The organism is Rhizobium sp. Root1334 (genome assembly GCF_001426665.1).
GTDB lineage: Bacteria > Pseudomonadota > Alphaproteobacteria > Rhizobiales > Rhizobiaceae > Pararhizobium.
Genome location: NZ_LMEY01000001.1, coordinates 1,144,925 through 1,167,195 on the forward strand (window position 1 = coordinate 1,144,925; position 22,271 = coordinate 1,167,195).

Annotated in this window: 24 protein-coding genes and 1 pseudogene; 10 read left to right on the plus strand and 15 right to left on the minus strand. The window is 60.9% G+C overall.

The window, feature by feature from the left end; translation table 11 throughout:
* Window positions 1–4 precede the first annotated feature (4 nt).
* A complete protein-coding gene (locus tag ASD36_RS05520) occupies window positions 5–694 on the minus strand; it encodes a glutathione S-transferase family protein (protein ID WP_060500871.1) in 690 nt (229 codons plus the stop codon).
* Window positions 695–772: 78 nt separating this feature from the next.
* On the opposite strand from ASD36_RS05520, the gene ASD36_RS05525 reads away from it, so the two are divergent.
* The gene (locus tag ASD36_RS05525) at window positions 773–1,228 is read left to right on the plus strand and encodes a MarR family winged helix-turn-helix transcriptional regulator (RefSeq protein ID WP_060501404.1); all 456 of its coding nucleotides are present in this window, start codon (window positions 773–775) and stop codon (window positions 1,226–1,228) included.
* A gap of 2 nt (window positions 1,229–1,230) precedes the next feature.
* Here ASD36_RS05525 and ybaK read toward each other — a convergent pair whose 3' ends face one another.
* From ybaK to ASD36_RS05545, 4 genes are all read right to left on the minus strand, one after another.
* Window positions 1,231–1,704: a Cys-tRNA(Pro) deacylase gene (gene ybaK / locus ASD36_RS05530; protein ID WP_060500872.1), complete on the minus strand. Its 474-nt coding sequence runs from the start codon at window positions 1,702–1,704 to the stop codon at window positions 1,231–1,233.
* 3 nt (window positions 1,705–1,707) lie between these two features.
* Window positions 1,708–2,058: an ArsC family reductase gene (locus tag ASD36_RS05535; RefSeq protein WP_060500874.1), complete on the minus strand. Its 351-nt coding sequence runs from the start codon at window positions 2,056–2,058 to the stop codon at window positions 1,708–1,710.
* Between the two features lie 319 nt (window positions 2,059–2,377).
* Complete coding sequence (locus ASD36_RS05540; protein ID WP_060500876.1) at window positions 2,378–3,436, minus strand: succinylglutamate desuccinylase/aspartoacylase family protein; 1,059 nt, start codon at window positions 3,434–3,436, stop codon at window positions 2,378–2,380.
* A 266-nt stretch (window positions 3,437–3,702) separates the two neighbouring features.
* Complete coding sequence (locus tag ASD36_RS05545) at window positions 3,703–4,323, minus strand: 2'-5' RNA ligase family protein (protein ID WP_162246311.1); 621 nt, start codon at window positions 4,321–4,323, stop codon at window positions 3,703–3,705.
* Window positions 4,324–4,575: 252 nt separating this feature from the next.
* Here ASD36_RS05545 and ASD36_RS05550 point away from each other — a divergent pair, with 252 nt between their 5' ends.
* The 3 genes from ASD36_RS05550 to ASD36_RS05560 all read left to right on the plus strand — a co-directional run bounded on the left by ASD36_RS05550 (window position 4,576) and on the right by ASD36_RS05560 (window position 6,787).
* Window positions 4,576–5,073 carry a methylated-DNA--[protein]-cysteine S-methyltransferase gene (locus ASD36_RS05550; protein ID WP_060500879.1) on the plus strand — a complete coding sequence of 166 codons (498 nt, stop codon included), beginning with the start codon at window positions 4,576–4,578 and terminating at the stop codon, window positions 5,071–5,073.
* Between the two features lie 59 nt (window positions 5,074–5,132).
* A complete protein-coding gene (locus tag ASD36_RS05555; RefSeq protein ID WP_060500881.1) occupies window positions 5,133–5,696 on the plus strand; it encodes a methylated-DNA--[protein]-cysteine S-methyltransferase in 564 nt (187 codons plus the stop codon).
* Window positions 5,697–5,860: 164 nt separating this feature from the next.
* Window positions 5,861–6,787: a hypothetical protein gene (locus ASD36_RS05560; protein ID WP_060501406.1), complete on the plus strand. Its 927-nt coding sequence runs from the start codon at window positions 5,861–5,863 to the stop codon at window positions 6,785–6,787.
* 110 nt (window positions 6,788–6,897) lie between these two features.
* Here ASD36_RS05560 and ASD36_RS31660 read toward each other — a convergent pair whose 3' ends face one another.
* Entirely contained in the window at window positions 6,898–7,812 is a 915-nt protein-coding gene (locus ASD36_RS31660; RefSeq protein ID WP_162246312.1) for a LysR substrate-binding domain-containing protein, read from the minus strand.
* A 118-nt stretch (window positions 7,813–7,930) separates the two neighbouring features.
* Here ASD36_RS31660 and ASD36_RS05570 point away from each other — a divergent pair, with 118 nt between their 5' ends.
* The 5 genes from ASD36_RS05570 to ASD36_RS05590 all read left to right on the plus strand — a co-directional run bounded on the left by ASD36_RS05570 (window position 7,931) and on the right by ASD36_RS05590 (window position 11,715).
* Entirely contained in the window at window positions 7,931–8,953 is a 1,023-nt protein-coding gene (locus tag ASD36_RS05570) for an agmatine deiminase family protein (protein WP_200963817.1), read from the plus strand.
* A gap of 202 nt (window positions 8,954–9,155) precedes the next feature.
* Window positions 9,156–10,145, plus strand: a complete 990-nt coding sequence (locus ASD36_RS05575) for an agmatine deiminase family protein (protein WP_244481795.1) — start codon at window positions 9,156–9,158, stop codon at window positions 10,143–10,145.
* Between the two features lie 138 nt (window positions 10,146–10,283).
* Window positions 10,284–10,622: a metalloregulator ArsR/SmtB family transcription factor gene (locus tag ASD36_RS05580; protein WP_060500886.1), complete on the plus strand. Its 339-nt coding sequence runs from the start codon at window positions 10,284–10,286 to the stop codon at window positions 10,620–10,622.
* Window positions 10,619–11,059 carry an SRPBCC domain-containing protein gene (locus tag ASD36_RS05585; RefSeq protein WP_060500888.1) on the plus strand — a complete coding sequence of 147 codons (441 nt, stop codon included), beginning with the start codon at window positions 10,619–10,621 and terminating at the stop codon, window positions 11,057–11,059. Before ASD36_RS05580 ends, ASD36_RS05585 begins: the two co-directional genes overlap by 4 nt.
* The gene (locus ASD36_RS05590; RefSeq protein ID WP_060500890.1) at window positions 11,056–11,715 is read left to right on the plus strand and encodes a glutathione S-transferase family protein; all 660 of its coding nucleotides are present in this window, start codon (window positions 11,056–11,058) and stop codon (window positions 11,713–11,715) included. The genes ASD36_RS05585 and ASD36_RS05590 overlap by 4 nt, the downstream gene beginning before the upstream one ends.
* Window positions 11,716–11,738: 23 nt before the next feature.
* Here the strand turns inward: ASD36_RS05590 and guaA are convergent, their stop codons facing one another.
* The 4 genes from guaA to ASD36_RS05610 form a co-directional block, all read right to left on the minus strand.
* Window positions 11,739–13,301, minus strand: coding sequence for a glutamine-hydrolyzing GMP synthase (guaA, locus tag ASD36_RS05595; RefSeq protein ID WP_060500892.1), 1,563 nt, complete (start codon window positions 13,299–13,301; stop codon window positions 11,739–11,741).
* A gap of 109 nt (window positions 13,302–13,410) precedes the next feature.
* Complete coding sequence (locus ASD36_RS05600) at window positions 13,411–14,049, minus strand: 5'-methylthioadenosine/S-adenosylhomocysteine nucleosidase (protein ID WP_060500894.1); 639 nt, start codon at window positions 14,047–14,049, stop codon at window positions 13,411–13,413.
* Window positions 14,046–14,432: a PaaI family thioesterase gene (locus ASD36_RS05605; protein ID WP_200954882.1), complete on the minus strand. Its 387-nt coding sequence runs from the start codon at window positions 14,430–14,432 to the stop codon at window positions 14,046–14,048. Before ASD36_RS05605 ends, ASD36_RS05600 begins: the two co-directional genes overlap by 4 nt.
* 116 nt (window positions 14,433–14,548) lie before the next feature.
* Window positions 14,549–15,001, minus strand: coding sequence for a TspO/MBR family protein (locus ASD36_RS05610; RefSeq protein ID WP_060512013.1), 453 nt, complete (start codon window positions 14,999–15,001; stop codon window positions 14,549–14,551).
* A gap of 136 nt (window positions 15,002–15,137) precedes the next feature.
* Between ASD36_RS05610 and ASD36_RS05615 the strand changes: the two genes are divergently transcribed.
* Window positions 15,138–15,623: a GNAT family N-acetyltransferase gene (locus ASD36_RS05615; protein ID WP_244489758.1), complete on the plus strand. Its 486-nt coding sequence runs from the start codon at window positions 15,138–15,140 to the stop codon at window positions 15,621–15,623.
* 10 nt (window positions 15,624–15,633) lie between these two features.
* On the opposite strand, the gene ASD36_RS05620 is transcribed toward ASD36_RS05615, so the two are convergent.
* From ASD36_RS05620 to ASD36_RS05640, 5 genes and pseudogenes are all read right to left on the minus strand, one after another.
* Window positions 15,634–16,716 (minus strand): DUF1513 domain-containing protein, encoded by a 1,083-nt coding sequence (locus ASD36_RS05620; RefSeq protein ID WP_112834651.1) that lies wholly within the window; start codon window positions 16,714–16,716, stop codon window positions 15,634–15,636.
* 234 nt (window positions 16,717–16,950) lie between these two features.
* Window positions 16,951–17,940, minus strand: coding sequence for a magnesium transporter CorA family protein (locus ASD36_RS05625; protein WP_060500900.1), 990 nt, complete (start codon window positions 17,938–17,940; stop codon window positions 16,951–16,953).
* A gap of 217 nt (window positions 17,941–18,157) precedes the next feature.
* Window positions 18,158–19,286, minus strand: a pseudogene (locus ASD36_RS05630) (imelysin family protein).
* Window positions 19,286–20,875 (minus strand): di-heme oxidoredictase family protein, encoded by a 1,590-nt coding sequence (locus ASD36_RS05635; RefSeq protein WP_082511900.1) that lies wholly within the window; start codon window positions 20,873–20,875, stop codon window positions 19,286–19,288. The pseudogene ASD36_RS05630 and the gene ASD36_RS05635 overlap by 1 nt, the downstream one beginning before the upstream one ends.
* A 50-nt stretch (window positions 20,876–20,925) precedes the next feature.
* Window positions 20,926–22,206, minus strand: a complete 1,281-nt coding sequence (locus ASD36_RS05640) for an imelysin family protein (protein ID WP_060500904.1) — start codon at window positions 22,204–22,206, stop codon at window positions 20,926–20,928.
* Window positions 22,207–22,271 lie beyond the last annotated feature (65 nt).

Here is a 22,271-nt window from a genome sequence, read left to right on the forward strand (position 1 = left end):
GCGATCACGCAGCGATCCTGCTGTGCGTCAGGAGATAGGCGCCATGATGCTGCAGGAACGCGAGCAGCCGCTCGGGATAATCCGGCGCCACCGCGCTTACCACGCTCGGCCGGACTGCTAGCGCCTGGCGCCAGGCGTTGACACGCGGCAGCCCATCAAAAATGCCGCTTGGAAGCAGCGCCTCGAACAGTTCGAAATAGCGGAACACCGGCGCAAAGGCCGCATCGACCATGCTGAATTGTGAGCCGGCGAAATACGGCCCCTTGGCAAGCTCCTGCTCAAGCGTGGCGAACTTCGTCCGAAGGACCTGGCACTTTGCTTCGAACCGCGCCACATCCGCCGTCGTTTCGTACACCCAGAGATCGGCGAGGATGGAGGAACCGAACTCCATCCAGCCGCGATGCAGGGCGCGCTGCAGGGGATCGGCGGGGTGAAGCGGTGCGCCACGCTGCGTTTCCTCCAGATATTCACAGATGACCGCGCTTTCGAACAGGATCGCATCGGCACGGCCGCGCGGAACCGCCAGCAACGGCACCTTGCCGAGCGGCGAGATCCGCAGGAACCAATCCGGCTTGGCGGCGAGATCGATATAGGTCCGCTCGAAGGGGACGCCCTTTTCCGACAGGACGATCGAGGCGCGCTGAACATAGGGGCAGAGATGATGGCTGATGAGGGTGAGAACTTTCGAGTGCATGACAAGTCTCCAGTTATTTATATGCAATTGCATATATTGTCATTTGCCAATCCCGTAAAGATAGATGTAAATGCATTTATGTCTGAGAAGCGAACCGATACCAATCAGGCGCCAAGCGCCGATGTCACCCGGGCCTGGATCAACCTGATGCGGGCGCAGCAGCGCGTGCTTGGCGCGATCGAGCGCGATTTCAAAGACGCAGGAATGCCGCCGCTCGGCTGGTATGATGTGCTGTGGGAACTGGCGCGGGCGCCGGACGGGCGGCTGCGGCCGTTCGAAATTGAGGAGCGGACGCTGCTGGCACAGTACAATCTCTCCCGCCTGATCGACAGGCTGGAAAAGGAAGGCCTTGTCGAGCGCCGCACCTTCGATGACGACGGCCGGGGCCGCTGGGTAATGATCACCGAAAAGGGCCGCAGCCTGCGCGAAGCGATGTGGGAGGTCTATGGCAAATCAATCGCGCGGCATGTCGGCGCCAAGCTGCCGGAGGGCGATGCGGCCCAACTTGCGGCGCTGCTGTCGAAACTCGCCTGAGATCAGGCAATCAGGGGGGCTGCGACCGCATTCAGGGCCTTGCGCGCTTCATCTGGTGCGAGCCGCACCTGCAAGCCGCGCTGGCCACCGTTGATATAGACCAGCGGCTCGGCAAGGGCTGCCTCCTCGATCGCCGTCGGCACCTGTTTCTTCTGCCCGAACGGGCTGATGCCGCCGACATGATAGCCGGTCAGCCGCTCGGCTTCCGCCGGTTTCATCATGTTAGCCGACTTGCCCTGAAACGCCGCGGCCAGCTTCTTCATGCTGACTTCACGATCAGAGGGCACGACGACGCAGACAGGCTTGCCATCGACCTCCGCCATCAGCGTCTTCAACACACGGCAGGGCTCTTCGCCCAGCGCCTCCGCCGCCGCCATGCCGATCCGGTCGGCAGACGGATCGTAATCATAGGTATGAACGGTGAAGGCGGCTGCGGCTTTCGTCAACGCAAGCGTTGCCCGGGTGCTCTTCGACATGATCTACCCCTGGAAAAGGCTGGCATAAATCTCCGGCTTGAAACCGGCGGTAAGCGTTCCATCGTGATCTAGCACCGGGCGCTTGATCATCGACGGCTGAGCGAGCATCAGAGCGATCGCCTTGTCTTCGTTGAGATCCTGCTTATCGGCATCCGGAAGCGCGCGAAATGTGGTTCCGGCGCGGTTCAGCACCGTTTCCCAGCCCAAGGCTGCCGTCCAGCGCTCAAGCGCCTCGCGAGAAATACCGGACGCCTTGTAATCGTGGAAATCATAGGCGATCCCTTGAGCGTCCAGCCAGGTACGCGCCTTCTTCATCGTGTCGCAGTTTTTGATGCCGTAAATGGTCACGCTCATGCACTTTTCCTCATTGCAGGCCCTCATTGCAGGCAAGCGGGATAGCATGAAGATACCCGGCTGAGAATATCTTCATCCGGACGCATCAGCCCGCCTTCACGCCGATCCGCTACGGCAGAGCGGCGACGGTTCTGACGGCGTGGCTGGCGCCCGCGCGCGCCACCTTTCACCGGCTTTTCGTAGAGCGCAGCCTGCGGATTTGGGGAAAGCACGGCAGTTCAGTCCATCGAGAAGCAGTGACAACCGCCAGCGGTGCGGCGATTGTCCATCCATAAGCTCAGGCAACATGTTGCCACGCCATCAGAGATCACCGGCGCGGTTAGGCCTCAAGCGCACCGGGCTTACGCACTGCCTTCGTCTGCTCGTCACAGGCGATTTTCATCAGGTTGTCGCGCCGGCGTGCGAAGCGCTGCGAGGTGCGCGTCGCGACCAGGCCGGCCTGGGGCGCGTGAATATCGATCGAGCCTCCTTCCATGCCCGGCGCCGTGACGATCGTCGCCAGCAGATCACCGGCAGCGACGGTATCGCCGATGGTGCGGTGAAACAGCACGGCACCGGCCTGCGGCGCACGGATCATCTCGATATTGTCGAGCGGCGTCACCTTGCCCTTGTAAGGCTCAAGCGCTGCGACAGTGCCGCCAACTGCGCCGCGAGCGGCTAGAAAGCGCCAGAGCCCGTCCGCATCCTTGCGGGCCGTGTCCGGATAGACATCGCGCGTGCCGCGAAGCTCGACCGTGACCGCCAGACGGCCGGGCAGCCGCTTTGCCTTCTCGGCAGTTTCATGCTTCCAGGCATAACCGACAGCCTCCTCGAAGGCGCTGCTTTCGCCATCGGCCAGAAACACGGCTTCCATATCAAGCGCCGATGCCAGATCGGCGGCTTCCGGCCAGAACGCCTCATCGACATAGGTATATTGCACGGACTCATCGTCGCAATGCAGATCGAGCATGAGGTCGGCGCCGAGCGCCATATGCAGCAATTGACGCTTCAGCTGCTCGACTGCCGGATAACGATCGAGATCCTCGATCAGCGTCTCGCGCTCTCCAATGAGGATCAGCGGAAACTCGCGGTTGAAATTGGTGCGCGACCCCAGATCGAAACGGCCCTGCAGATCGCCGAAATGCGATTGCGCGGTGCCGATCGGATTGGCCTGCGGGACGATCGTGATGTCGCTGAGGATCGTGCCGTCGGCATCCGCCTGACGCAACTTTTCGCACAGGAAATGCAGAAGTGCCGTGCCCGGAAGCTCGTTGGCATGCAAGGCTGCCTGGATATAGATTTTCGGCGCCTTAGCATCGCGACCTTTAAAGCGGATCACCGGCAGCCGCCACTCGGCGCCAGGCGTATCTCCCTTGATGACGATTTCAGAAATGTCCATGAATACCCTCCCGTTTGCAATTTCAGCGGCTTATGCGGCTTCCGGCCGACAGGTGCAAGACGCCAAAAATTGCAGCGTGTCCGGCGGCACGGCATCATGACCACAGCCGTCGCCGTGATCGCTGAAACGCCATCGCGGCGAGCCTCCGCAGCCCCGTTGCGTGCGAGGCTTCACAAAGAGACGGTTCATTTCCCTTTAGAAAGGCGAACAAAACAGGACAAGCGCTTGACCTGCCGCCCGGCAGGCCAAGTTTGGTGAAAGAAGCCTCAACCCAGCAGCGGCCAGCGATCGAGATATTCATATTCGCTCTTGCCGATGAGACTGCGGATGAGCACGAACTCGCGCGCAATCCAGCGGACGGGCTCTGCCAGCAAATGTTCCGGCACCGGCGTTTCATCATAAAGCACCGTCATATGCGGCATGAAGCGCGGATTGTAGGTGAAAGTCAGACCGACCGCCCACATTTCCTTGGCGAGTTGGACGTGCAGGTCCATCATTTCCTCGCTGCGGATCGCATTCGCCAGAACGACAGCCTTGGCGCTGGTAAAATGCATGGCACGATCGAAATTCACCTCGAAAGGCGCTGCTTTGACGGTGGCCATCGCCGCGGAGACAGCAAAGACGATATCGTCCGGGAAGTCCGGATAGTTGCCGATGCCATTCAGCGAGACATGCATCAGTTCATGCGGGCGGGGAGTTTTCGACAAGCCATAGCGCTGCGCAATGTCCCTTCCTGTCTCGACGGCCTGCAATGCAACCTCCCGTTCCGGCACAAGGGCCAAGAACAGGTTGCTTTTTCCAAGCTCGCCTGCCTGTCTCTGGCGGGTCTTCGCCGCCGCGGCGCCGCCGCCATGACCGAATGAAAATGACTTCTGTTCACTGCGCACAACTTCATTTCCGGCTCTTCCAAGCATGGCAGACCTCATCTCTTTTTGGATGTCGCTACTATACGCGAGTCGAATTCAAGATCAAGAACAAAACAGGAACATTGTGAATTTATTCCCACACGCCGTTAAGGGATGCGGGCCGGCGTTGCACCAATTTGACCCTGCAGCATCAGCGGCAACATCACCTTCGAGAGGCCATTCCAGAGCAAGAAACGGGTGGCGGAATGATGAAAACTGCGGGAAACTGCGACCATGACCTATGTGCATAAAATCATCGCATCCCCCGTCGGCAAACTTGAGCTTGTTGCGCGGGGTGACGGCTTGGCTGCCATCCTCTGGGAGAAGGATGACCCAAAGCGCGTGCGGCTGGGCGAAAGACAGGAACGCCCGGATCATCCTGTTCTGCTTGAAACCGAACGGCAGTTGGACGAATATTTCGCAGGCGCCCGAAGGGACTTTACCGTCCCGCTTGATCTGGCCGGCACCGGCTTTCAGAAAGCAGCCTGGCACGCACTGTTGACGATCCCGTTCGGCGAAACCCGGACCTATGCCGAGATCGCCAGGCAGATCGGTCATCCGACGGCATACCGGGCGATGGGAGCGGCCAATGGCAGAAATCCGGTGTCGATCATCGTACCCTGCCACCGCGCCATCGGATCGGATGGCCAGCTGCATGGCTTTGCCGGCGGACTGGATGCCAAGCGATATCTGCTTGCACTGGAGCGCAACAGACTGAACGCGGCGGCCTGACGGACGACCGCGTATTTTTGCCCCTGCTGCCTTGCGCGGGGAATAGAAGGAGTGGAACGATGGCAGAGAAAGCACAAACCTATCACGTCTTCAAAACGGCCGGCGGCTACTGCGGCATTGCCTGGAACGATATCGGCGTCACCCGGTTCCAATTACCGGCGCAAAGCGCCGAAGCCACCGAGCGCAACGTGCTGCGCCGGGTGCCAGGTGCCGAAGCGGGCGAACCGACGCCCGCTATCAACGAGGTCATCGCCGCCGTCCGGCGGTATTTTGACGGCGAGACCATCGATTTCTCGGATGTCGCCGTCGATCTGGATGGCCAGGACGAATTTTTCCGGCAGATCTACCATGCGCTGCGCCGCGTCGGTTGGGGCCATACGACCACCTATGGCAGCATCGCCAAGGAACTCGGCGCCGGGCCGCAGGCCGCCCGCGATGTCGGTCAGGCGATGGCCAGGAACCCGGTGCCCTTGATTATCCCGTGTCACCGCGTACTTGCCGCCGGCGGCAAGGTCGGCGGGTTCTCCGCACCCGGCGGCGCCACCTCCAAAGTCCGCATGCTGGAACTGGAAGGGGTCCATACCGGCGCGCCGGAGCCGGCGCAGCAATCGTTGCTGCTGTAAACAGCCGCGGTTTGTGCAACGGTAGCAATCACGGCAATAATCGGAAGGCATGGATCGCAATCCGGCCGCCGATTGCCCAGAAGGAACGCGCTTCCTTCTTCGGAACCCATTGACAATTTTGCGAAATTTGCCCTTCTTGTTGTGTCTCGCAGAACGTGGAGACAATCATGCATATTCCTTATGCCGGTTCCGGCCCCTATTGCTACGCCAACTCTTTCGCCATGATGTTCGGCGCCAATGCGCCATCCATCGGCGTCGTTGAATTCGCCACGAGCAGCGCTTTTGGCATGCAGTTGGTTGGTGGCACGCTTCCCTTTTTCGATCCTTACGGCTGGACGCCGGAAGCAAGTTTCAACGATGCCCTGGCCGCGTTGGGCTGGCGGTCGGAAATGCTGCGTAATGACGACCCACAAGCCGCGCTTCTTGCGCTGAGCACGGCCCTTGCTGATGGGCCGGTCTGGATCGGACCTGTCGAGATGGGTTACCTCAGCCACCAGCCGGGAATGACAGGCCCTATCGGCGCAGACCATTACCTCATCGTGGCCGAGATCGATGATCACTCGGTTCTGATGCACGATCCGCAAGGCTATCCCTATGCCCGGCTTCCCATCAGCCTGTTTCTCAAAGCCTGGCAAGCTGAAACCGTCGACTATGCATCGCCGTTCACCATGCGCTCCGGTTTTCGCCAGATAGAGCGAAAGTCCGAGCGTGACATCATCCTGTCGGCCATGCCGGCCGCGAGACGGTGGCTGGCGATGGAAAACGCCGTTCATGTCCCTCCTGGAACCATTGGTAACGGCGAGGCGGCGGAAGCGCTTGCTGAAGTCATCGAGCGAGGCATGGATGATGACCTGCGCGGTCATCTCATCCACTTCGCGGTGCGCGTCGGATCACGGCGGGCTGCGGATGCAGCCACATGCATGATCAAGGCCGGCTACGACCGCGCCGCACAAATCCTCGACCGGCAGGCACGCCTCATCGGCGCCCTGCAATATCCCCTCGTCATACGCGACGATGCGACAGCAGCCGCCGGTCTTCGATCGCTGGCCCCGACTTATGGCGACCTGCTGCATGTACTAAGTTCGCGGTAGAACGGCACCCCCGGACGCCCGCAAGTCCGCTTCATCCAGGCAAAAACCGGCAGAGGCCTGCGCTGTTGTCACCCGGCTGCTCTATCACCGTAAAAGCCGGGTGAACGCATCTACGGTTCGGAGCGGTCAGCCTCTGCAACCAGCCAATCCCAGAGCTCCGTTACCACCGGGTGCCGCAGATTGCGCGGATGAGCCGCCAGCATGAAAGGTTTGGCCGAGGTCATTCCCCGGTCACCAAGGAGTACAAGCTCGCCCTTCGCCAGCCGCTCCGATGCGAGGTTGATGCTGCCGAGGCAGACGCCGAAACCGCGCGCGGCGGCATCGAGCATGATGCCGGAATCGGAGAAATTGAGACCCGTGACGAGTGCGCCACCATCAAGCCCTCCGGCCAGAAACCATTTCTGCCAGTCGTCCTCCGTCTCGTCATGCAGCATCGGAAAGTCGAGGAACGTCTGCCCATCCGGATTAGCAGGCATCGTGGCTCTGAGGGAAGGCGCACACATCGGCCACAGTGTATCGGTGAACAGTACGGCCGACACCATGCCATCCCAGTTTCCGCGTCCATGCGTCACCAGAATGTCGATTTCGGATTCGGCGAGGTTCACCTCCTCCTCCGTAGTCACCAGCCATGGCTCCATATCCGGATGACTGGCCTTGAGCTTTGCCAGCCGCGGCATATACCAGCCGGCGGCAAAGGATGGCGGCATCGCCAGAACAACCGAACCGGGCTTTGTATAGAAGCCGAGCCTGCGGACACCCAACCGCAGTGTTTCCAATGTGGCAGCCACGGTATCGTGGAAATCCCGCCCGGCATCCGTCAGCTCGACGCGCCGGTTGAGGCGCAGGAAAAGCGGTTGTCCGAAATGCTCCTCCAGCGCCCGAACCTGATGACTGACCGCCGATTGCGTCATGTTCAGCTCTTGCGCCGCCAGCGAAAAACTGGACAGCCGCGCAGCGGCCTCAAAGCCGGCCATTGCCGCCATCGGCGGCAGGTTTCGATAGGGGTTCACATGAGATTTTTTCATCAAACACCTTAAAGATTCGCGTTTGCACGCGGATTGCACAGCTCTTAGATTTTGATTGCTCATGATGCGCTGCTGCAGCGTCCTTTACTGATGAGAAATTTTAATCCCGGGGTCAATGATGCAGAATGCCAATGGCACACCGAAACAGACTGGGTTCCGCATGCCGGCGGAATGGGAACATCATGAGCGCAGCTGGATGATGTGGCCGGCAAGAGCCGGGTTCTGGGACGACATCGCCGCCACCAGGCGCGACTATGCAGCGGTCGCCCATGCCATCCGCGCGTTTGAACCGGTTACCATGGCTGTACGGCCAGAGGATGCGGCGGAGGCCCGTTCGATGCTGGGCGGCGATATTGCGCTGGCGATCACCGCGATCGACGATTCCTGGGCGCGCGACGCTGGTCCGTGCTTTCTCGTCGATGACCACGGTGCGCGGGCTGGCGTGAATTTCAGGTTCAACGCCTGGGGCGGCAAATATCAGCCGCATGACAAGGACGACGCGTTTGCCGGCTACGTGCTTCAGCAAACGAATGTCCGGACGTTCAATTCACGCCTCGTCGCGGAAGGCGGCGGCATGTCCGTGGACGGTGAAGGCACGATTCTGACCACCGAAAGCTGCTTTCCCAACATCAATCGCAATCCGGACTGGACGCGAGACGAGATCGAGCTTGAACTCAAGGATATGCTTGGCGGCAACAAAGTGATCTGGCTGCCTGGCAACCCGGAGGAAATCGAAACGGACGGCCATGTCGATGACATTGCCACCTTCGTGGCTCCGGGTGTTGTGCTGATCGAACATGCCGGAGATCCGCAATCCCCGTGGCACGCCATCAGCATGGCCAACATCCGGGCGCTTGAAGGCCAGACAGACGCCAAGGGACGGCAGATCAAACTGATCACCATCCCCGAGGCGGTTGAGGCGGAGGCGATTGGTGATAGGTTCTGCCGGTCCTATGTCAATTCGTACCTGGTCAACGGCGGCGTGATCATGCCGCGCTATGGCGTCCGCAGTGACGATCTGGTGCGCGAAACGTTTGAAGCGCTGTTTCCCGGCCGCACGGTGCGCCAGGTTTCCATCGACAATATCGCAGTCGGTGGCGGCGGCATCCATTGCATCACCCAGCAAGAGCCGGCGGCGTAATCACGGCAGGAATGCCGGAACCCCAGGCCGGCGCTGGCCACCGGCGAAACAGTGCATCCCCCATTCGCATAAGGAGTTCTTGATGATGAAACGGCGAAATTTCCTGAAGCGAAGCCTGCTGGTTTCCGGAGGCGCGCTCGCAACGGGCGCTTTTGCCAACAGCTTCAGCACGACAGCCGCTGCGCAGGACAGCGTGTGGCGCATGCCCGACGAAGGCGAGCGCCATGCTGCAACATGGATGGCCTTTGGCCCGAGCGCTGATGTCTGGGGCCGCAAGCTGCTTCCCGTGGCCAGAGAAAACCTAGCCAGCATCGCCAAGGCGATTGCGGCGCACGAACCTGTGAAGATGCTGGTGCGCGAAGAGGAGCACGACATCGCAGCGCGCCTGTGCGGCCCCTCGGTGACGCTGGTGGTTCAGCCTATCGATGACCTGTGGATGCGCGACACCGGGCCGGTGTTCGTGAAGAACGAGGCGGCGCAAGCCGGCGCAGTCGGCTTCAACTTCAACGGCTGGGGCGGCAAGCAGGAGCATGATGATGACGCACAAGTCGCCAGCTTCATTGCAGATGCGGTCAACACCAAATTCATCGAAACGGATCTGGTTCTCGAAGGCGGCGGCATCGAGGTGGATGGCGAAGGCAGGGCAATCATCACCGAAAGCTGCGTGCTCAACGCCAACCGCAACCCCGGCGTCAGCAAGGCGCAGTGCGAGGAGGAACTCTCCCGCCTGCTCGGCATTCGCAAGGTCATCTGGCTGCCGGGTATCGCCGGCATGGACATCACCGACGGCCATACCGATTTCTATGCGCGTTTTGCCACGCCCGGCGTGGTCGTTGCCGGTCTGGACCTGGACCCGGATTCCTATGACCACGCCGTCACCAAACGCCATCTGGAGATCCTGCGGCGATCCACGGACGTCAACGGGAAAAAACTGGATGTCGTGGTGCTGGAAGGCCCCTCAACCGTGCGCGCAAAATACGAGAACAAGGAGTTCGCGGCCGGCTACATCAATTTCTACGTTTGCAACGGCGCCGTCATCGCCCCGGAATTTGGCGACCGGAAGGCCGACAACAATGCGCGCGACACGTTGCGGGACCTATTCCCGGGCCGGGACATCATCCAATTGAACATCGACGGCATCGCCGCTGGCGGCGGCGGCATCCACTGCACCACCCAACAGCAACCCGCCTGAAAAACGTTTTGAGCAGGATGCCCGCTTCTTCAAACCAGCAGCGGCCGGATCATGCACGCCTGCCGCCGGATTGCCGATTAAGCTTCCGGCCCACGACCAGCATTGACATCGCCTCGGGCATCGAAGATACTTCACTACATGGTGAAGTATCGAACATCCCCCATTGACCGTACATTTTCAGCGCTTGCCGATCCGACGCGGCGGCAGGTGCTGATGCGGTTGAAGGACGAGCCGGGGCTGTCGGTGAGCGAGCTTGCCCGGCCATTGTCGCTGAAGCTGCCGGGCATCATGAAGCATCTCGACGTCCTGTCCGATGCCGGATTGATCACCCGGACCAAGACCGGCCGGACCGTGTCGGTCAATCTCTCGGCCGGGCCGATGCAGGATGCGATGGCGTGGCTCAATCAGTATGAACGGCTCTGGACGGTCAGCATCGACCGGCTGGTGGCGCTGGTGGAAGAGGATGACGGACAATGATCAACAGCGTTGCGAGCGTCACCATCGTCCGCAGGATCAAGGCCTCGCCGGCCAGGGTCTGGGCGGCGATCACCCGGCCCGAACAGATGCTGAAATGGTGGGGCCCTGATGCCGGACCGACGCTCAAGGCCGAAGCCGATGTGCGACCCGGCGGCCGCTTCAGCGTTCTGTTCCGCCTGCTGAACGGCGAGGAACACAATCCCACCGGCATCTACCGGGACGTGCTTCCCGAGCGCAAGCTGGTTTTTACCTGGGAATGGCCCGGTATGCCCGAACGGGAATCCCTGGTGACATTCCTGCTCAGGCCACTCGATGGCGGCACCGAGCTCACCTTGATCCACGCGCAGCTCCCCGATGAAGAAGCGCGGGAAAGCCATGAGCGGGGCTGGAGCGGCCTGCTCGACAAGCTGCCGATCTTTCTTGGAGAAAAACCATGAGCGACTTGACCCTTATCACCTTCGACTGGGTTCCCGAAATGCCGCGGGGATTTGTACGTGACATCAGGGTGCGCTGGGCACTGGAGGAAGCGGGCCTGCCCTACCGCGTCGAGGGTGTGTCATTCAGCGGCCGCAATGCCGACCATTTCGCCCACCAGCCCTTCGGCCAGGTGCCGTGGCTGACCGATGGCGAGCTATCGATCTTCGAGAGCGGTGCGATCCTGTTGCATCTGGCGGAAATGAGCGATGCACTGATGCCGGGAGACCTGCGTGAACGCAACGCAGTGAAAGAATGGCTGTTTGCGGCACTCAATTCGGTCGAGATGGCAAGCCTGCCCTGGTCCCTGCTGATGTTCTCCGGCAATAATGACGGCACGCCCGGATGGAAGTTCTTTGACGGCTTCCTTCATCAGCACCGGCTGAAGCACATGGAGGCGGTACTTGCGGGACGCGAATGGTTGGCCGGACGCTTCTCTGTCGCCGATATCCTGATGGCGGATGTGCTGCGCCTGGTCGACCGGTTCGACGGGCTGGCGAACTATCCCGCCTGCCGTGCCTATGTCGCCCGCGCCACGGCCCGCCCCGCCTTTATCAAGGCGCACGCGGACCAGATGGCCCATTTTGCCAAAGGTGATGCAGCCACCGCCGCGAACTAGCGCGGCGGGCCAACACTACTGCCTTATTCCCACTCGATTGTGCCCGGCGGCTTGCTCGTCACATCGTAAACGACGCGGTTGATGCCGCGAACTTCGTTGATGATGCGCGTGGCGGCGCGGCCGAGGAAATCCATGTCGTAATGGTAGAAATCCGCCGTCATGCCGTCGACCGAGGTGACGGCGCGCAGCGCGCAGACGAATTCGTAGGTGCGGCCATCGCCCATGACACCGACGGTCTGGACCGGCAGCAACACGGCAAACGCCTGCCAGATGGCGTCGTAGAGGCCAGCCTTGCGGATCTCGTCGAGATAGACAGCATCGGCTTCGCGCAGGATTTCCAGTTTTTCGCGGGTGATACCGCCCGGGCAGCGGATGGCAAGGCCCGGACCCGGGAACGGGTGGCGACCGATGAAGCTATCGGGCAGACCAAGCTCCTTGCCGAGAACGCGGACTTCGTCCTTGAACAGTTCGCGCAACGGCTCGACCAGCTGCATGTTCATGCGGGCAGGCAGGCCGCCGACATTGTGGTGCGACTTGATGGTGACCGAGGGGCCGCCGGTGAAGGAGACGCTTTCGATCACATCCGGATAGAGCGTACCCTGGGCAAGGAAATCGGCGCCGCCGAGCTTCTTGGCTTCCGCCTCGAATACGTCGATGAACAGCTTGCCGATAGTCTTACGCTTGGTTTCCGGATCGCTTTCGCCTTCCAGCGCATTGATGAACATGTCGGATGCATCGACATGAACGAGGTGCAGGTTGTAGTGCTCCTTGAACATGGCGACGACATCGGCCGCCTCGTTCTTGCGCATCAGGCCGTGGTCGACGAGGATGCAGGTGAGCTGGTCGCCGACGGCTTCATGGATCAGCAGAGCCGCAACGGATGAATCAACGCCGCCGGACAGGCCGCAGATGACACGCTTGTCGCCAACCTGCTTGCGGATTTCAGCAACAGCCTTTTCGCGGTAGGCGGCCATCGACCAGTCGCCCTTGAGACCAGCGATCTTATGAACGAAGTTGGCGAGCAGCTTGGCGCCATCCGGTGTGTGCACGACTTCCGGATGGAACTGGACGGCGTAGAATTTCTTGTCTTCGTTGGCGATGAAGGCAAACGGCGCGTTCGGCGATGTCGCAACAACATCGAAACCGGCCGGAATCGCGGTGACGCGGTCGCCATGGCTCATCCACACCTGATGGCGGGAACCAACAGTCCAGAGACCGTCGTAAAGCGCGCATTCCTTGTCGATCTCGATGAAGGCGCGGCCAAACTCGCGGTGATGGCCCGCCTCGACCTTGCCACCGAGCTGCTCGCACATGGTCTGCTGGCCATAGCAGATGCCAAGGACCGGCAGGCCGCTGTCGAAAATCACCTGCGGCGCACGCGGCGAGCCGATATCGAGCGTCGAGGCCGGGCTGCCGGACAGGATGACCGCCTTCGGCTTCAGCCGCTTGAAGCCTTCTTCTGCCGACTGGAAAGGCACGATCTCGCAATAGACGCCGGTCTCGCGCACGCGGCGCGCGATCAGCTGGGTGACCTGGCTGCCGAAATCGACGATGAGAACGGTATCGGGATGGACTGTCGCTGTCATGACGCGCTTCCGTTGGCTTGGGCTTATGTGATGGGGAACTATGGCGAGCCTTTAAATAAAGGCGCGCCCAAGCGCAACGATTACATTGCACCCGGACAATTTTGCGGCCTCAAACGGTGATTTCGCCGGTTTTCAGGGCGTTTTCCAGTGCATCGGCAGCGTTCGCCAGCTTCTCGTCGATCACGTGCAGATATTCCGTCCAGTCGCTGACGTGCTTGAGTTCGGCCTTGCCATCGGAAATGCCGCGCAAGCCGATCAGCGGCAGGCCGAACGACTGGCAGGCGCGCAACACGGCAAAGGTTTCCATCTCGACCATATCGGCGGCGATCGTCTCATAGGTCGCACCGGACACGATGTTGGCGCCGGTCGACAGGCTCGCCTGTTTGACGCCCGGAATACGCAGCGGCAGATCGACGACGACAGGCAAATCCAGAAACGGCGTCGCGCCCTTTTCAAAACCCAGCGGCGAAGCATCCATGTCGCGATAGGCAACCGAGGTGGCCTGATAGACTTCCGCCTGTTCCAGCTGGGCTGAACCGGCCGAGCCGAGCGAGACGACGAGATCGGGCAGGCTGTCGCGGTGCGCCAGCTCGGCAAGCGTCCGTGTCAGCGCCACGGCGGCCTCGACCGGGCCGACGCCGGTCATCAGCGGCGAGATGCGCTCGCGCAGATGCACGCCATATTCGGCATCGACGGCCATGACATAGAGCAGCGTCTTGCCCGCCACATGCTTCAGTTCGAACGTCATCCTTCAATTCCCTCGCGTCCACGGATCACCATCATCGTGCCGGTCATCGATGCAATCAACTTGGCCGGGCCATCCTGTGAAATCGCATAGCCCCGGCCATCGGAAACGATGATCGTTGTACCGGGCTTGGTGACTTCGCCGCGAAACAGGAAGCGTTCGCCCCGGCCCGGCGACATCAAATTGACCTTGAACTCGATGGTGAGGATCGAGGCTTCGGGATCGATCACCGAATAGGCGGCATAGGTGCCGGCCGCATCGAGCGCCGCCGAAATGATGCCGGCATGCAGGAAACCATGCTGCTGCGTCAGCTTCTCGTCGAAGGGAAGCTCGATCTCGACGGACCCCTGTTCCACACGCGTCAACTCCGCCCCGATAGTCGCCATCGCGGCCTGCCGATCGAAACTCTTGCGGATGCGCTCGCGAAATTCCACCGTGTGCTCTCTTGCCCTAAGTTGTCCGTTGCGCAGACAGTCGCATGGCGGAAAAACCAGGACAAGCCTCAATTCATGAGGAAAATCGATGTGTTGAGCAGCGTGGCGAAGGCGACCCAGGCGAGATAGGGCGTAAACAGCAGCGCGGAGAGACCATCCTGTTTCCGACTCACCATGATGAAGCCGATGATCGAGATCAACAGCGCAATAATGACGATCAGGGCCATGGCAATCTCCTGAAACCCGAAGAACAGCGGCGACCAGGCAAAATTGAAAATCATCTGCGCCACCCAGAATCGCATGGCGGCGGTGCGACTATGATTGAGGAAGGTACGGGCGCCGACAAAGCCGATGATGACATAGAGGATCGACCAGACCGGCGCGAAAATCCAATTGGGCGGATTGAAGGACGGCTTGACCAGCGCCTGATACCATTCGCCGGGGATATTGTTGATCCCGATCAAAAGGCCGCAGCCGAGAACGAGGGCAATGAAGAGGGTGTAGATCAAAGTACGGTTCATACCGCAGACATAGGGCATGCCGCGGCGAACGCCAGCCGGGATGGGGCTTTTAATTTGGCAACAGCGATCCCAATATCCTTTCATGGATGACGACACATCTATCGTGATCAGACCGGGTACAGGAGACGATCTGTTCATGATCGCCGGGGTGCTGGTCGATACATGGCGGTCGACCTTTCGCGGTTTGTTGGCGGACGACTTTCTCGACGGCATGTCCCGCGAGGAACAGGCCGTGCGCCATGCCCGCAGGATGGGCGCTCCCGGGGTCTACTATCTCGTGGCAGCCGATCCTTCCGCCGGTGAGATCGTCGGCTTCGTCAATTTCGGGCCAGGACGTGGCAAGGTTCCCGATGATATCCACGAGATTTATGCGCTGTATGTCCGGGCCGAGTATCAGGGTTCGGGGATCGGCACCGCGCTTGTGCGGGCGGCGGCACAGCATAGTGCCGGGCGATGCGCCAGATCGCTATTTGCCTGGGTCCTGGCCGGCAATCCCAACCGGCGGTTCTATGAAAAACTGGGCGCGAGCGCGGTGGAAATGGCGGGGATCGGGTTGGGCAACAGAACCTACGATCAGGTCGCCTATCTCTGGGAGGATATCACGCTTCTGTTGCAGCCGTGATCACCAACGCTCAGAGCTTGCCGATCCGGATGATATGCTGGTCCCAGGCGACCCGGCTTTTGGTTTCGCCGAACGATCCTGAATAGGACGATGCTACGAAGCCATGGGGTGACGCGGCAATGCCTGCCGCATCGGCCAGGCTTTCCTGGCCGATGACCCGGCCGGTCTTTGCCTCGACCGTCACCGCCGTTCCGCCCTTCGGCGAGGTCAGCCCCACCAGTCCGTCCCGCCGGTTGACCGCGATGGCGCCGACATAGTTGGCGAGCGCCAGCGTCGTTTCTTCCGGCAACTCCAGAAACCGGATGTCTTCGCCGCGCGCAAAGGAGCCGGCCAGCGGCGGCAGATCGTTGCGGGCACCTTCGTACTGGCAGGCAAACCAGACTTTTCCATCCGCGTCGATATCGACATGGCGGGTCGAGAGTTGACGCAGATTATCTGGCATCGCGTGGCGCTCGATCAGGGCGCCGGTGGCCGTGTCGATCAGCGCCAGCGACGGTTCCATATGATCGAGATTGAGCTTGGTACGACCGAAATCCGGATGGGTCTCGATACCGCCATTGGCAACCACGAGCATCCGGCCGTCCGCCGACAGGGTCATATCGTGCGGGCCGATGCCATAGGAGGGAAATTCGCCGATGCGGGCAAACCTGTTGGTGCCGTCATAGACCCCGATCATACCGCGATTGCCGGCGAAATCATTCTCCGTGGCATAGAGCAAACGCCCGTCCGCGGAAAAGCAGCCGTGACCATAAAAATGCCGGCCCTCGACGGAGGTGATGACGATCGGCTCGATGCCCGGCGCAAAGATCATCGCATAGGTGCCGGGGCGGCGGGCAAAGACAACGGCGCGGTTGGTCACCGGCGACCAGGTCATGCCATGCGCCCGGGCAGGCAGCGGTACCCGCTCAATGATCGCCCCCTCCTCCGTCAGCGTCGCAACGCCATAGGACCCGTCCGGCGCCATGAAAGCCGAGGCATAGACTGCATCGGCGCGTGACAGCGCGAAGGCGGCTTGCGGCGAAAGCGTTGCAGCCCAAGCGGCACCGGCCATTGTCAGGAACGTGCGGCGGTCCGTGAGGGTTTGGCGGGAGATGTTTCGGTATGTCATACAAACAAATCCAAATTGGCCGGTGCGCTTTTTTTAGCTTCCGTCATTCTTGCCCCCAGGCTTGACCCGAGGGGTGTCACAGGAATCCAGCCATGCGACGTCGGTCGCATGGAAGAGCCTCTTGCGGCGCAGAAGCGCCGCAACAGGATCCCCCGCCACAAGGGCGAGGATGACGGAGAACCTGGGAAATCGCCAGACACACCGGGTTTAATAACGCGATTAAAGCCAGCCTCGCCGCTTGAAATACAGGAACGGCACCACCGCCGACAGCACCATCGCGAACAGCGCCAGTGGATAACCGAACGAGAATTTCAGCTCCGGCATGGCATCGAAGTTCATCCCGTAGATCGACGCGACCAGCGTCGGCGGCAGGAAGACGACCGAGGCCACCGAGAAAATCTTGATGATCTGGTTCTGCTCCAGATTGATCAGGCCCAACGTCGCATCGAGCAGGAAGTTGATCTTGTTCGACAGGAACAGGGCGTGGTCACCGAGAGACGTGGCATCGCGCTGGATCAGCTTGATCCGCTGGCGGCTTTCCTTGATCGCCTTGCGCGTGCCGGTGCCATCCAGCGCCGTGTGATACGCGACGAGACGTCCGACACTGACGAGGCTTTCGCGGATGACGCTCAAGAAATCGCCCTTCTGGCCGATCTGCTCGATCAGCGACTGCAGGTCGCGGGTCTTCTTGGTGACGCTCGAATGGCTTTTGCGAAACACTTCCCGTGAAATGCCCTCGATCTCGTTGCCGATCCGCTCCAGCGCATCGGCCGTACGGTCGATCATCGCTTCCAGCAGCCCGAGCATCACCAGCTCTCCGCTTTCGCAGGAGGCGCCGTTCAGGCGCTGCATGCGGGCAGCGTAGAGGTGAAACGGCTTCGGATTGGCATGACGGACCGTGACCAGCGTCGCGCCTTTGAGGATGAATGTCACCGGCACCTTCACCGGGTTGTCGCCATCGAGTTCCGTCGCGGCCGTCATCGTCATGAATTCGGCGCCGTCCTCCTGATAGAGGCGGTCGGAAAGCTCGATCTCCTGCATTTCATCGCGCGTCGGGATTTCGATACCGAGATGCTGCTCGACGCTACGGGTTTCATCCTGCACGGGATTGAACAGGTCGAACCATACGATCGGCGTGGTTTCACCCAGTTCCGGGATGGCATCGATAGGGGCAAGGTGATTGTTCTGGCAGGAATAGATGCGCAGCATGTCGGGTTCCAATCTGGCAAGTCATCGACCGCCAGCGGGCATCCCTTGTGATCAGGGCCGGACGGTCGAAAAAATCGAAGCTCTACTTCGACTGTCGGGGTTCATGATCCGTTGATCCTTGTTTGGCCGTGCTCACAGGTGAACACGGCTGATCCATTGCGCCAATGTGCTTTTGTTGTCAACCGCTTGCCGGTTAGGGGAATGCAGTCTTTTTTGCTCAGTCGCCATCGGCAAAGGAGAAGCCCGAGCTGAGCCCGATCGCAGCGCCAAAATCGAGGTTCAACCGCTGCAGAACGTTGTTGGTGTTCTGCAGAATACGGTTCAGCCTGCCGCGCTGTTCGTCACTGGCAATCGCCTGCTCGACCGGCAGATCGATTTCGTCGAGGTCATCGACATTGGCCTGCAGCAGGTAATTGATCGCGCTGACCATGTCGCGGTTTCCGTCGGGCAGCAATGCATCCATGCCGGCCGCATTGAACAGGGCCTGCAGTGCCGAAAAATTCGCAGACAGTGCCGGCATGGTGTTACCGGACCGCCAGTAGATGGCCATTTTCGGATGGCCCTTGTCCGGTTCGCCCTTGACGATACCGGCATAGAAAGGCCGCAGACGCTGGTCTCTGATGCTTTCGACGCCATGGACGAGAATGCCCAGCAACTCGGTCGCCGCTTCCTTGCCATCACGATAGACCGGATTGTCCGGCCCCGGATTCTTCCAGGCGGACTGGATGCCATCCGGCTTTTCCCATTCGGCGTGTAGTTCACCAGCCACGGCTTTCAGGTTGTCGGCAATGGCAGCACCATAGCGGCAACGAAACCCGTTTTTCTCGGTTGGCAGAACTTCAGCCCCGGTACCGTAAAGCACATATTCCAGCGCTCCCAGCCCCTGCGCCGCAACGCTCTTGCCTTTCAGGCTCTCTGCGGCGGTAGCCGTTTCGTCATTGGTTGCCAGAATACGCTGAACCTGCTTCAGCCCAGTGCTCTTGCGATCCGGGAAGAACAGGAAGCGTTCGAACCGATTGCCCTCGATAACCGGCCCGACACGGACGATCTCGATTGTCGACCATTGCTGGACGACTTCGTCAAAACTCATCTGCACGTCGCCGAGCGTCTCATCGGACGGCTTTTCGCAGAGCGTATGGGCGGCCTCGGCCAGCGTTTCTGTACCCTCCAGCAGATCGCTGGTAGCCAGGCCGGATGAAGTCGTCGACCGCCTTCTGCATGACACCCGGCACGGCATCCACGCGCAGCCCTGCGCGCGGCGCGGCCGCTTCCTCATCTTCTGCCATGGCGGACAGCGGCAGGAAGAAAAGGCTCAAACCGAGAAGCAGGATATGCCGGGGGCGCATCAGAGAGACTCCAGAAATGTGATCAGGGCTTGTCTATCGGCTTTTTCCAGCGCGGCAAACCGGTCGCGGGCTTTTGCCGCCTCGCCGCCATGCCAGAGGATGGCTTCCGTCAGGTTACGAGCGCGGCCGTCATGCAGGAAGAACGTATGGCCGCTGACTGTCTTGGTCAGGCCGATACCCCAGAGCGGCGGCGTGCGCCATTCGCTGCCGGACGCGACACCCACCGGCTGGCCGTCGGCCAGGCCTTCGCCCATGTCATGCAGCAGGAAATCGGAATAGGGCCAGATCAACTGGAACGCATGCGCCTTGTTGGCGGCATCGCGGCGGGTGACGAATTTCGGCACATGGCAGGAAGCGCAACCGGTGTCGTAAAACACCTTCTTGCCCGCCAGCGTCTCGGCAAAGCTCGCCTTTCGCCGTGCCGGAACGGCCAGGTTTTCCGAGTAGAATGTGATGAGGCCGAGAACGGGATCGGGCGCTTCCGTATCGCCAAGACGAGCCTGCACGCCATCCGCCATTGCCAGACATGCCGTCTGCGCTGGTGTGCAATCTCCGTGATTGCGCCGGGCATCCGGCGACGAGATGCCGATATCGCCAGCCAGCGCGTCGGCTGCCTGCTGACGCACCGTAGGGCTCTGCGCCTTCCAGCCGAAACGGCCGAGCGCCAGTTTGCCGGATTGCGGGTCGCGCACCACCGGCAGCTTGCCGCGGATCCCATCGCCATCCGCATCGTCCGGATCGGCATTGGCGATGATATCGGCGGGATGGATGGCCTCGATCAAACCGAGCCCCGACATCACCTGCGTGACACGCGGTGACAGCGTGGTCGTCGGATCGAGCGGCCCGTAACCGGGTTTGTCGATGGAATATTGCGGCTTGCGCAGGGAAACGATTTCCCCGCCCGCCAGCGTCACCGGCATTTCCGTATAGCTGATCCGCATATGGCCTTCTGCTGGCAGGCCGGGAACGGCGCTATCCTGCAATTGCTGGCCATAGACGGGATCGGGGAAATTCAGCACCTCATGCGCGGCGATCGCCGCCCGCTCGGCGTCGGTCTTTGGCGCACGGGCAAGGCGCAGGAACATCGATGTCGCATCATCCGAGCCCTCCGGCGGATGACCCCGGCCGTCTTTCAGATGACAGGTCTGGCAGGCGCGGGCATTGTAGAGCGGCCCCAGACCGTCCGATGCCTGCGTCGAGGAGGGCGAGGAGACCCAGAGCTTGCGGAAAAGCGCATTGCCGAGCTTGAAATTCTCTTCTTCGGCAAAAGTAATGTTGGCGGAGAATTGCGATAGAATGTCCTGGTTGACGGACGCGATCGATGTGCCTGCCCCGCCGGACATGGCTTCAAACTTTTCGGCCTTGGAAAAATCCGTGGCTGGGCGGGTGACGGCCTTAACCCGTGCCCGGTCCGCATCGGTCAGATCATCACGGGTGGACGGGAGCGGCAGCTGCTCCGCGCGGCCTTCCGTTTTGGCCTCGGGCTCCCCCGCCAGGATAGCGGCGCCAAAAACGGAAAAACCGCCCGCCGCTGTCAAAAACAGAACGGCAGACGGCACTATCAGGCGTCGGGCAGGCCAAGCACGCATTCAGAAAAAACCGGGCCGCTCGCGAGAAGCGGCGGCCCGCCTTTGCTTTCTCATTGGAAGACAGCGTTAGGATTATCCAGGCTGTCGGAACCTTCAAGCTCGATCGTACCAAGCTCCAGCGACGCAATGACGCGCTCGACCGTCTTTGCCTGCGCAACCAGGCCATCGATGGCAGCCTGAATGACGGCATTGCCCTCGGTGTTGCCTTCACCGATCATCTGGTCGTACTTTTCAACCGTCTCGCCGCGCTTGGCCATGGCCTGCATCGCGGTGATGGTGGCCGCCAGCTTTTCCTTCATTTCCTTGTCGAGCGCCGGATCCTTGGCGGCAACGAGTTCGGACAGTGACGGGCCGGTCACCTTGGTGCCATCGACCTTGGTATATTCGCCGGTATAGGCCGACTGGATACCGATCGCGTCATGAAGATGCGAGTTGTAGGTGTTATCGGAGAAGCAATCATGCTCTTCCTCCGGATCGTGCAGAAGCAGACCGAGCTTCATGCGTTCGCCGGCCAGTTCACCATAGGAGAGCGAGCCCATGCCGGTCAGGATAGCACCGAGGCCAGCCTTGGGATCGGCTTCGACATTCTTGGTGGCAGCGCCATCCGGCGTCCAGTTGGCGACCATCTCCTTCAGGTCCGACACGAGCAGATCGCTGGCGGCCTTCAGATAGGCGGCGCGGCGGTCGCAATTGCCGTTGGTGCAGGCCTTGGCGTCATAGTCGGTATACGGACGGTTGCCGGCGCCCGGGCCGGTGCCGTTCAGGTCCTGGCCCCAGAGCAGGAATTCGATAGCGTGGTAGCCAGTTGCCACGTTCGCCTCGATACCGCCGGCTTCCTGCAGCGTGCCTGCCAGGAATCCCGGGGTGATGTTCGTCGCGTCCACATCCTTGCCGTCGATCTTGATCGTCTTGTTGGCAATGACATTGGCAGTAAACAGCGAATTCTCGTCGCTTTCCGTGCCATAGCTCGGATCGACGTAGTCGATCAGGCCTTCGTCCAGCGGCCAGGCGTTGACCTTGCCTTCCCATTCGTCGACGATCGGGTTGCCGAAACGGTAGACTTCGGTTTCCTGATAAGGATTGCGCGCCTTAAGCCAGGCTTCGCGGGCGGCCTTCAGCGTCGCTTCGCTCGGTGTAGCGATCAGGGCATCGACGGCCTTGTCGAGCGCTTCAGCGGTCGAGAGTGCATCCGAGAATTTCGCGTGGGCGACATCGGCATAATGCTTGACGACGGCGGCTGCGTCGGTGGCAGCCTGCGCCGGTTGCAGCGCCAGCATCGACGTTGCGGTGGCAAGCGCCAGCGCGGCGCTGCGAAGGAATGATTTGGTCATGACCTCTCCTGGTATTGTCCGAATGAATTCGGCGTTCCCCACCGCCCGGCTCCGCCGGTCGCGCA

What these genes read in the sequence shown, in the direction of transcription:
- ASD36_RS05520 (WP_060500871.1), bottom strand. Translation starts at nt 694, where the DNA reads ATGCACTCGAAAGTTCTCACCCTCATCAGCCATCATCTCTGCCCCTAT.
- ASD36_RS05525 (WP_060501404.1), top strand. Translation starts at nt 773, where the DNA reads ATGTCTGAGAAGCGAACCGATACCAATCAGGCGCCAAGCGCCGATGTC.
- ybaK (WP_060500872.1), bottom strand. Translation starts at nt 1,704, where the DNA reads ATGTCGAAGAGCACCCGGGCAACGCTTGCGTTGACGAAAGCCGCAGCC.
- ASD36_RS05535 (WP_060500874.1), bottom strand. Translation starts at nt 2,058, where the DNA reads ATGAGCGTGACCATTTACGGCATCAAAAACTGCGACACGATGAAGAAG.
- ASD36_RS05540 (WP_060500876.1), bottom strand. Translation starts at nt 3,436, where the DNA reads ATGGACATTTCTGAAATCGTCATCAAGGGAGATACGCCTGGCGCCGAG.
- ASD36_RS05550 (WP_060500879.1), top strand. Translation starts at nt 4,576, where the DNA reads ATGACCTATGTGCATAAAATCATCGCATCCCCCGTCGGCAAACTTGAG.
- ASD36_RS05555 (WP_060500881.1), top strand. Translation starts at nt 5,133, where the DNA reads ATGGCAGAGAAAGCACAAACCTATCACGTCTTCAAAACGGCCGGCGGC.
- ASD36_RS31660 (WP_162246312.1), bottom strand. Translation starts at nt 7,812, where the DNA reads ATGAAAAAATCTCATGTGAACCCCTATCGAAACCTGCCGCCGATGGCG.
- ASD36_RS05570 (WP_200963817.1), top strand. Translation starts at nt 7,931, where the DNA reads ATGCAGAATGCCAATGGCACACCGAAACAGACTGGGTTCCGCATGCCG.
- ASD36_RS05575 (WP_244481795.1), top strand. Translation starts at nt 9,156, where the DNA reads ATGCCCGACGAAGGCGAGCGCCATGCTGCAACATGGATGGCCTTTGGC.
- ASD36_RS05580 (WP_060500886.1), top strand. Translation starts at nt 10,284, where the DNA reads ATGGTGAAGTATCGAACATCCCCCATTGACCGTACATTTTCAGCGCTT.
- ASD36_RS05585 (WP_060500888.1), top strand. Translation starts at nt 10,619, where the DNA reads ATGATCAACAGCGTTGCGAGCGTCACCATCGTCCGCAGGATCAAGGCC.
- ASD36_RS05590 (WP_060500890.1), top strand. Translation starts at nt 11,056, where the DNA reads ATGAGCGACTTGACCCTTATCACCTTCGACTGGGTTCCCGAAATGCCG.
- guaA (WP_060500892.1), bottom strand. Translation starts at nt 13,301, where the DNA reads ATGACAGCGACAGTCCATCCCGATACCGTTCTCATCGTCGATTTCGGC.
- ASD36_RS05600 (WP_060500894.1), bottom strand. Translation starts at nt 14,049, where the DNA reads ATGACGTTCGAACTGAAGCATGTGGCGGGCAAGACGCTGCTCTATGTC.
- ASD36_RS05605 (WP_200954882.1), bottom strand. Translation starts at nt 14,432, where the DNA reads ATGGCGACTATCGGGGCGGAGTTGACGCGTGTGGAACAGGGGTCCGTC.
- ASD36_RS05610 (WP_060512013.1), bottom strand. Translation starts at nt 15,001, where the DNA reads ATGAACCGTACTTTGATCTACACCCTCTTCATTGCCCTCGTTCTCGGC.
- ASD36_RS05615 (WP_244489758.1), top strand. Translation starts at nt 15,138, where the DNA reads ATGATCGCCGGGGTGCTGGTCGATACATGGCGGTCGACCTTTCGCGGT.
- ASD36_RS05625 (WP_060500900.1), bottom strand. Translation starts at nt 17,940, where the DNA reads ATGCTGCGCATCTATTCCTGCCAGAACAATCACCTTGCCCCTATCGAT.
- ASD36_RS05635 (WP_082511900.1), bottom strand. Translation starts at nt 20,875, where the DNA reads ATGCGTGCTTGGCCTGCCCGACGCCTGATAGTGCCGTCTGCCGTTCTG.
- ASD36_RS05640 (WP_060500904.1), bottom strand. Translation starts at nt 22,206, where the DNA reads ATGACCAAATCATTCCTTCGCAGCGCCGCGCTGGCGCTTGCCACCGCA.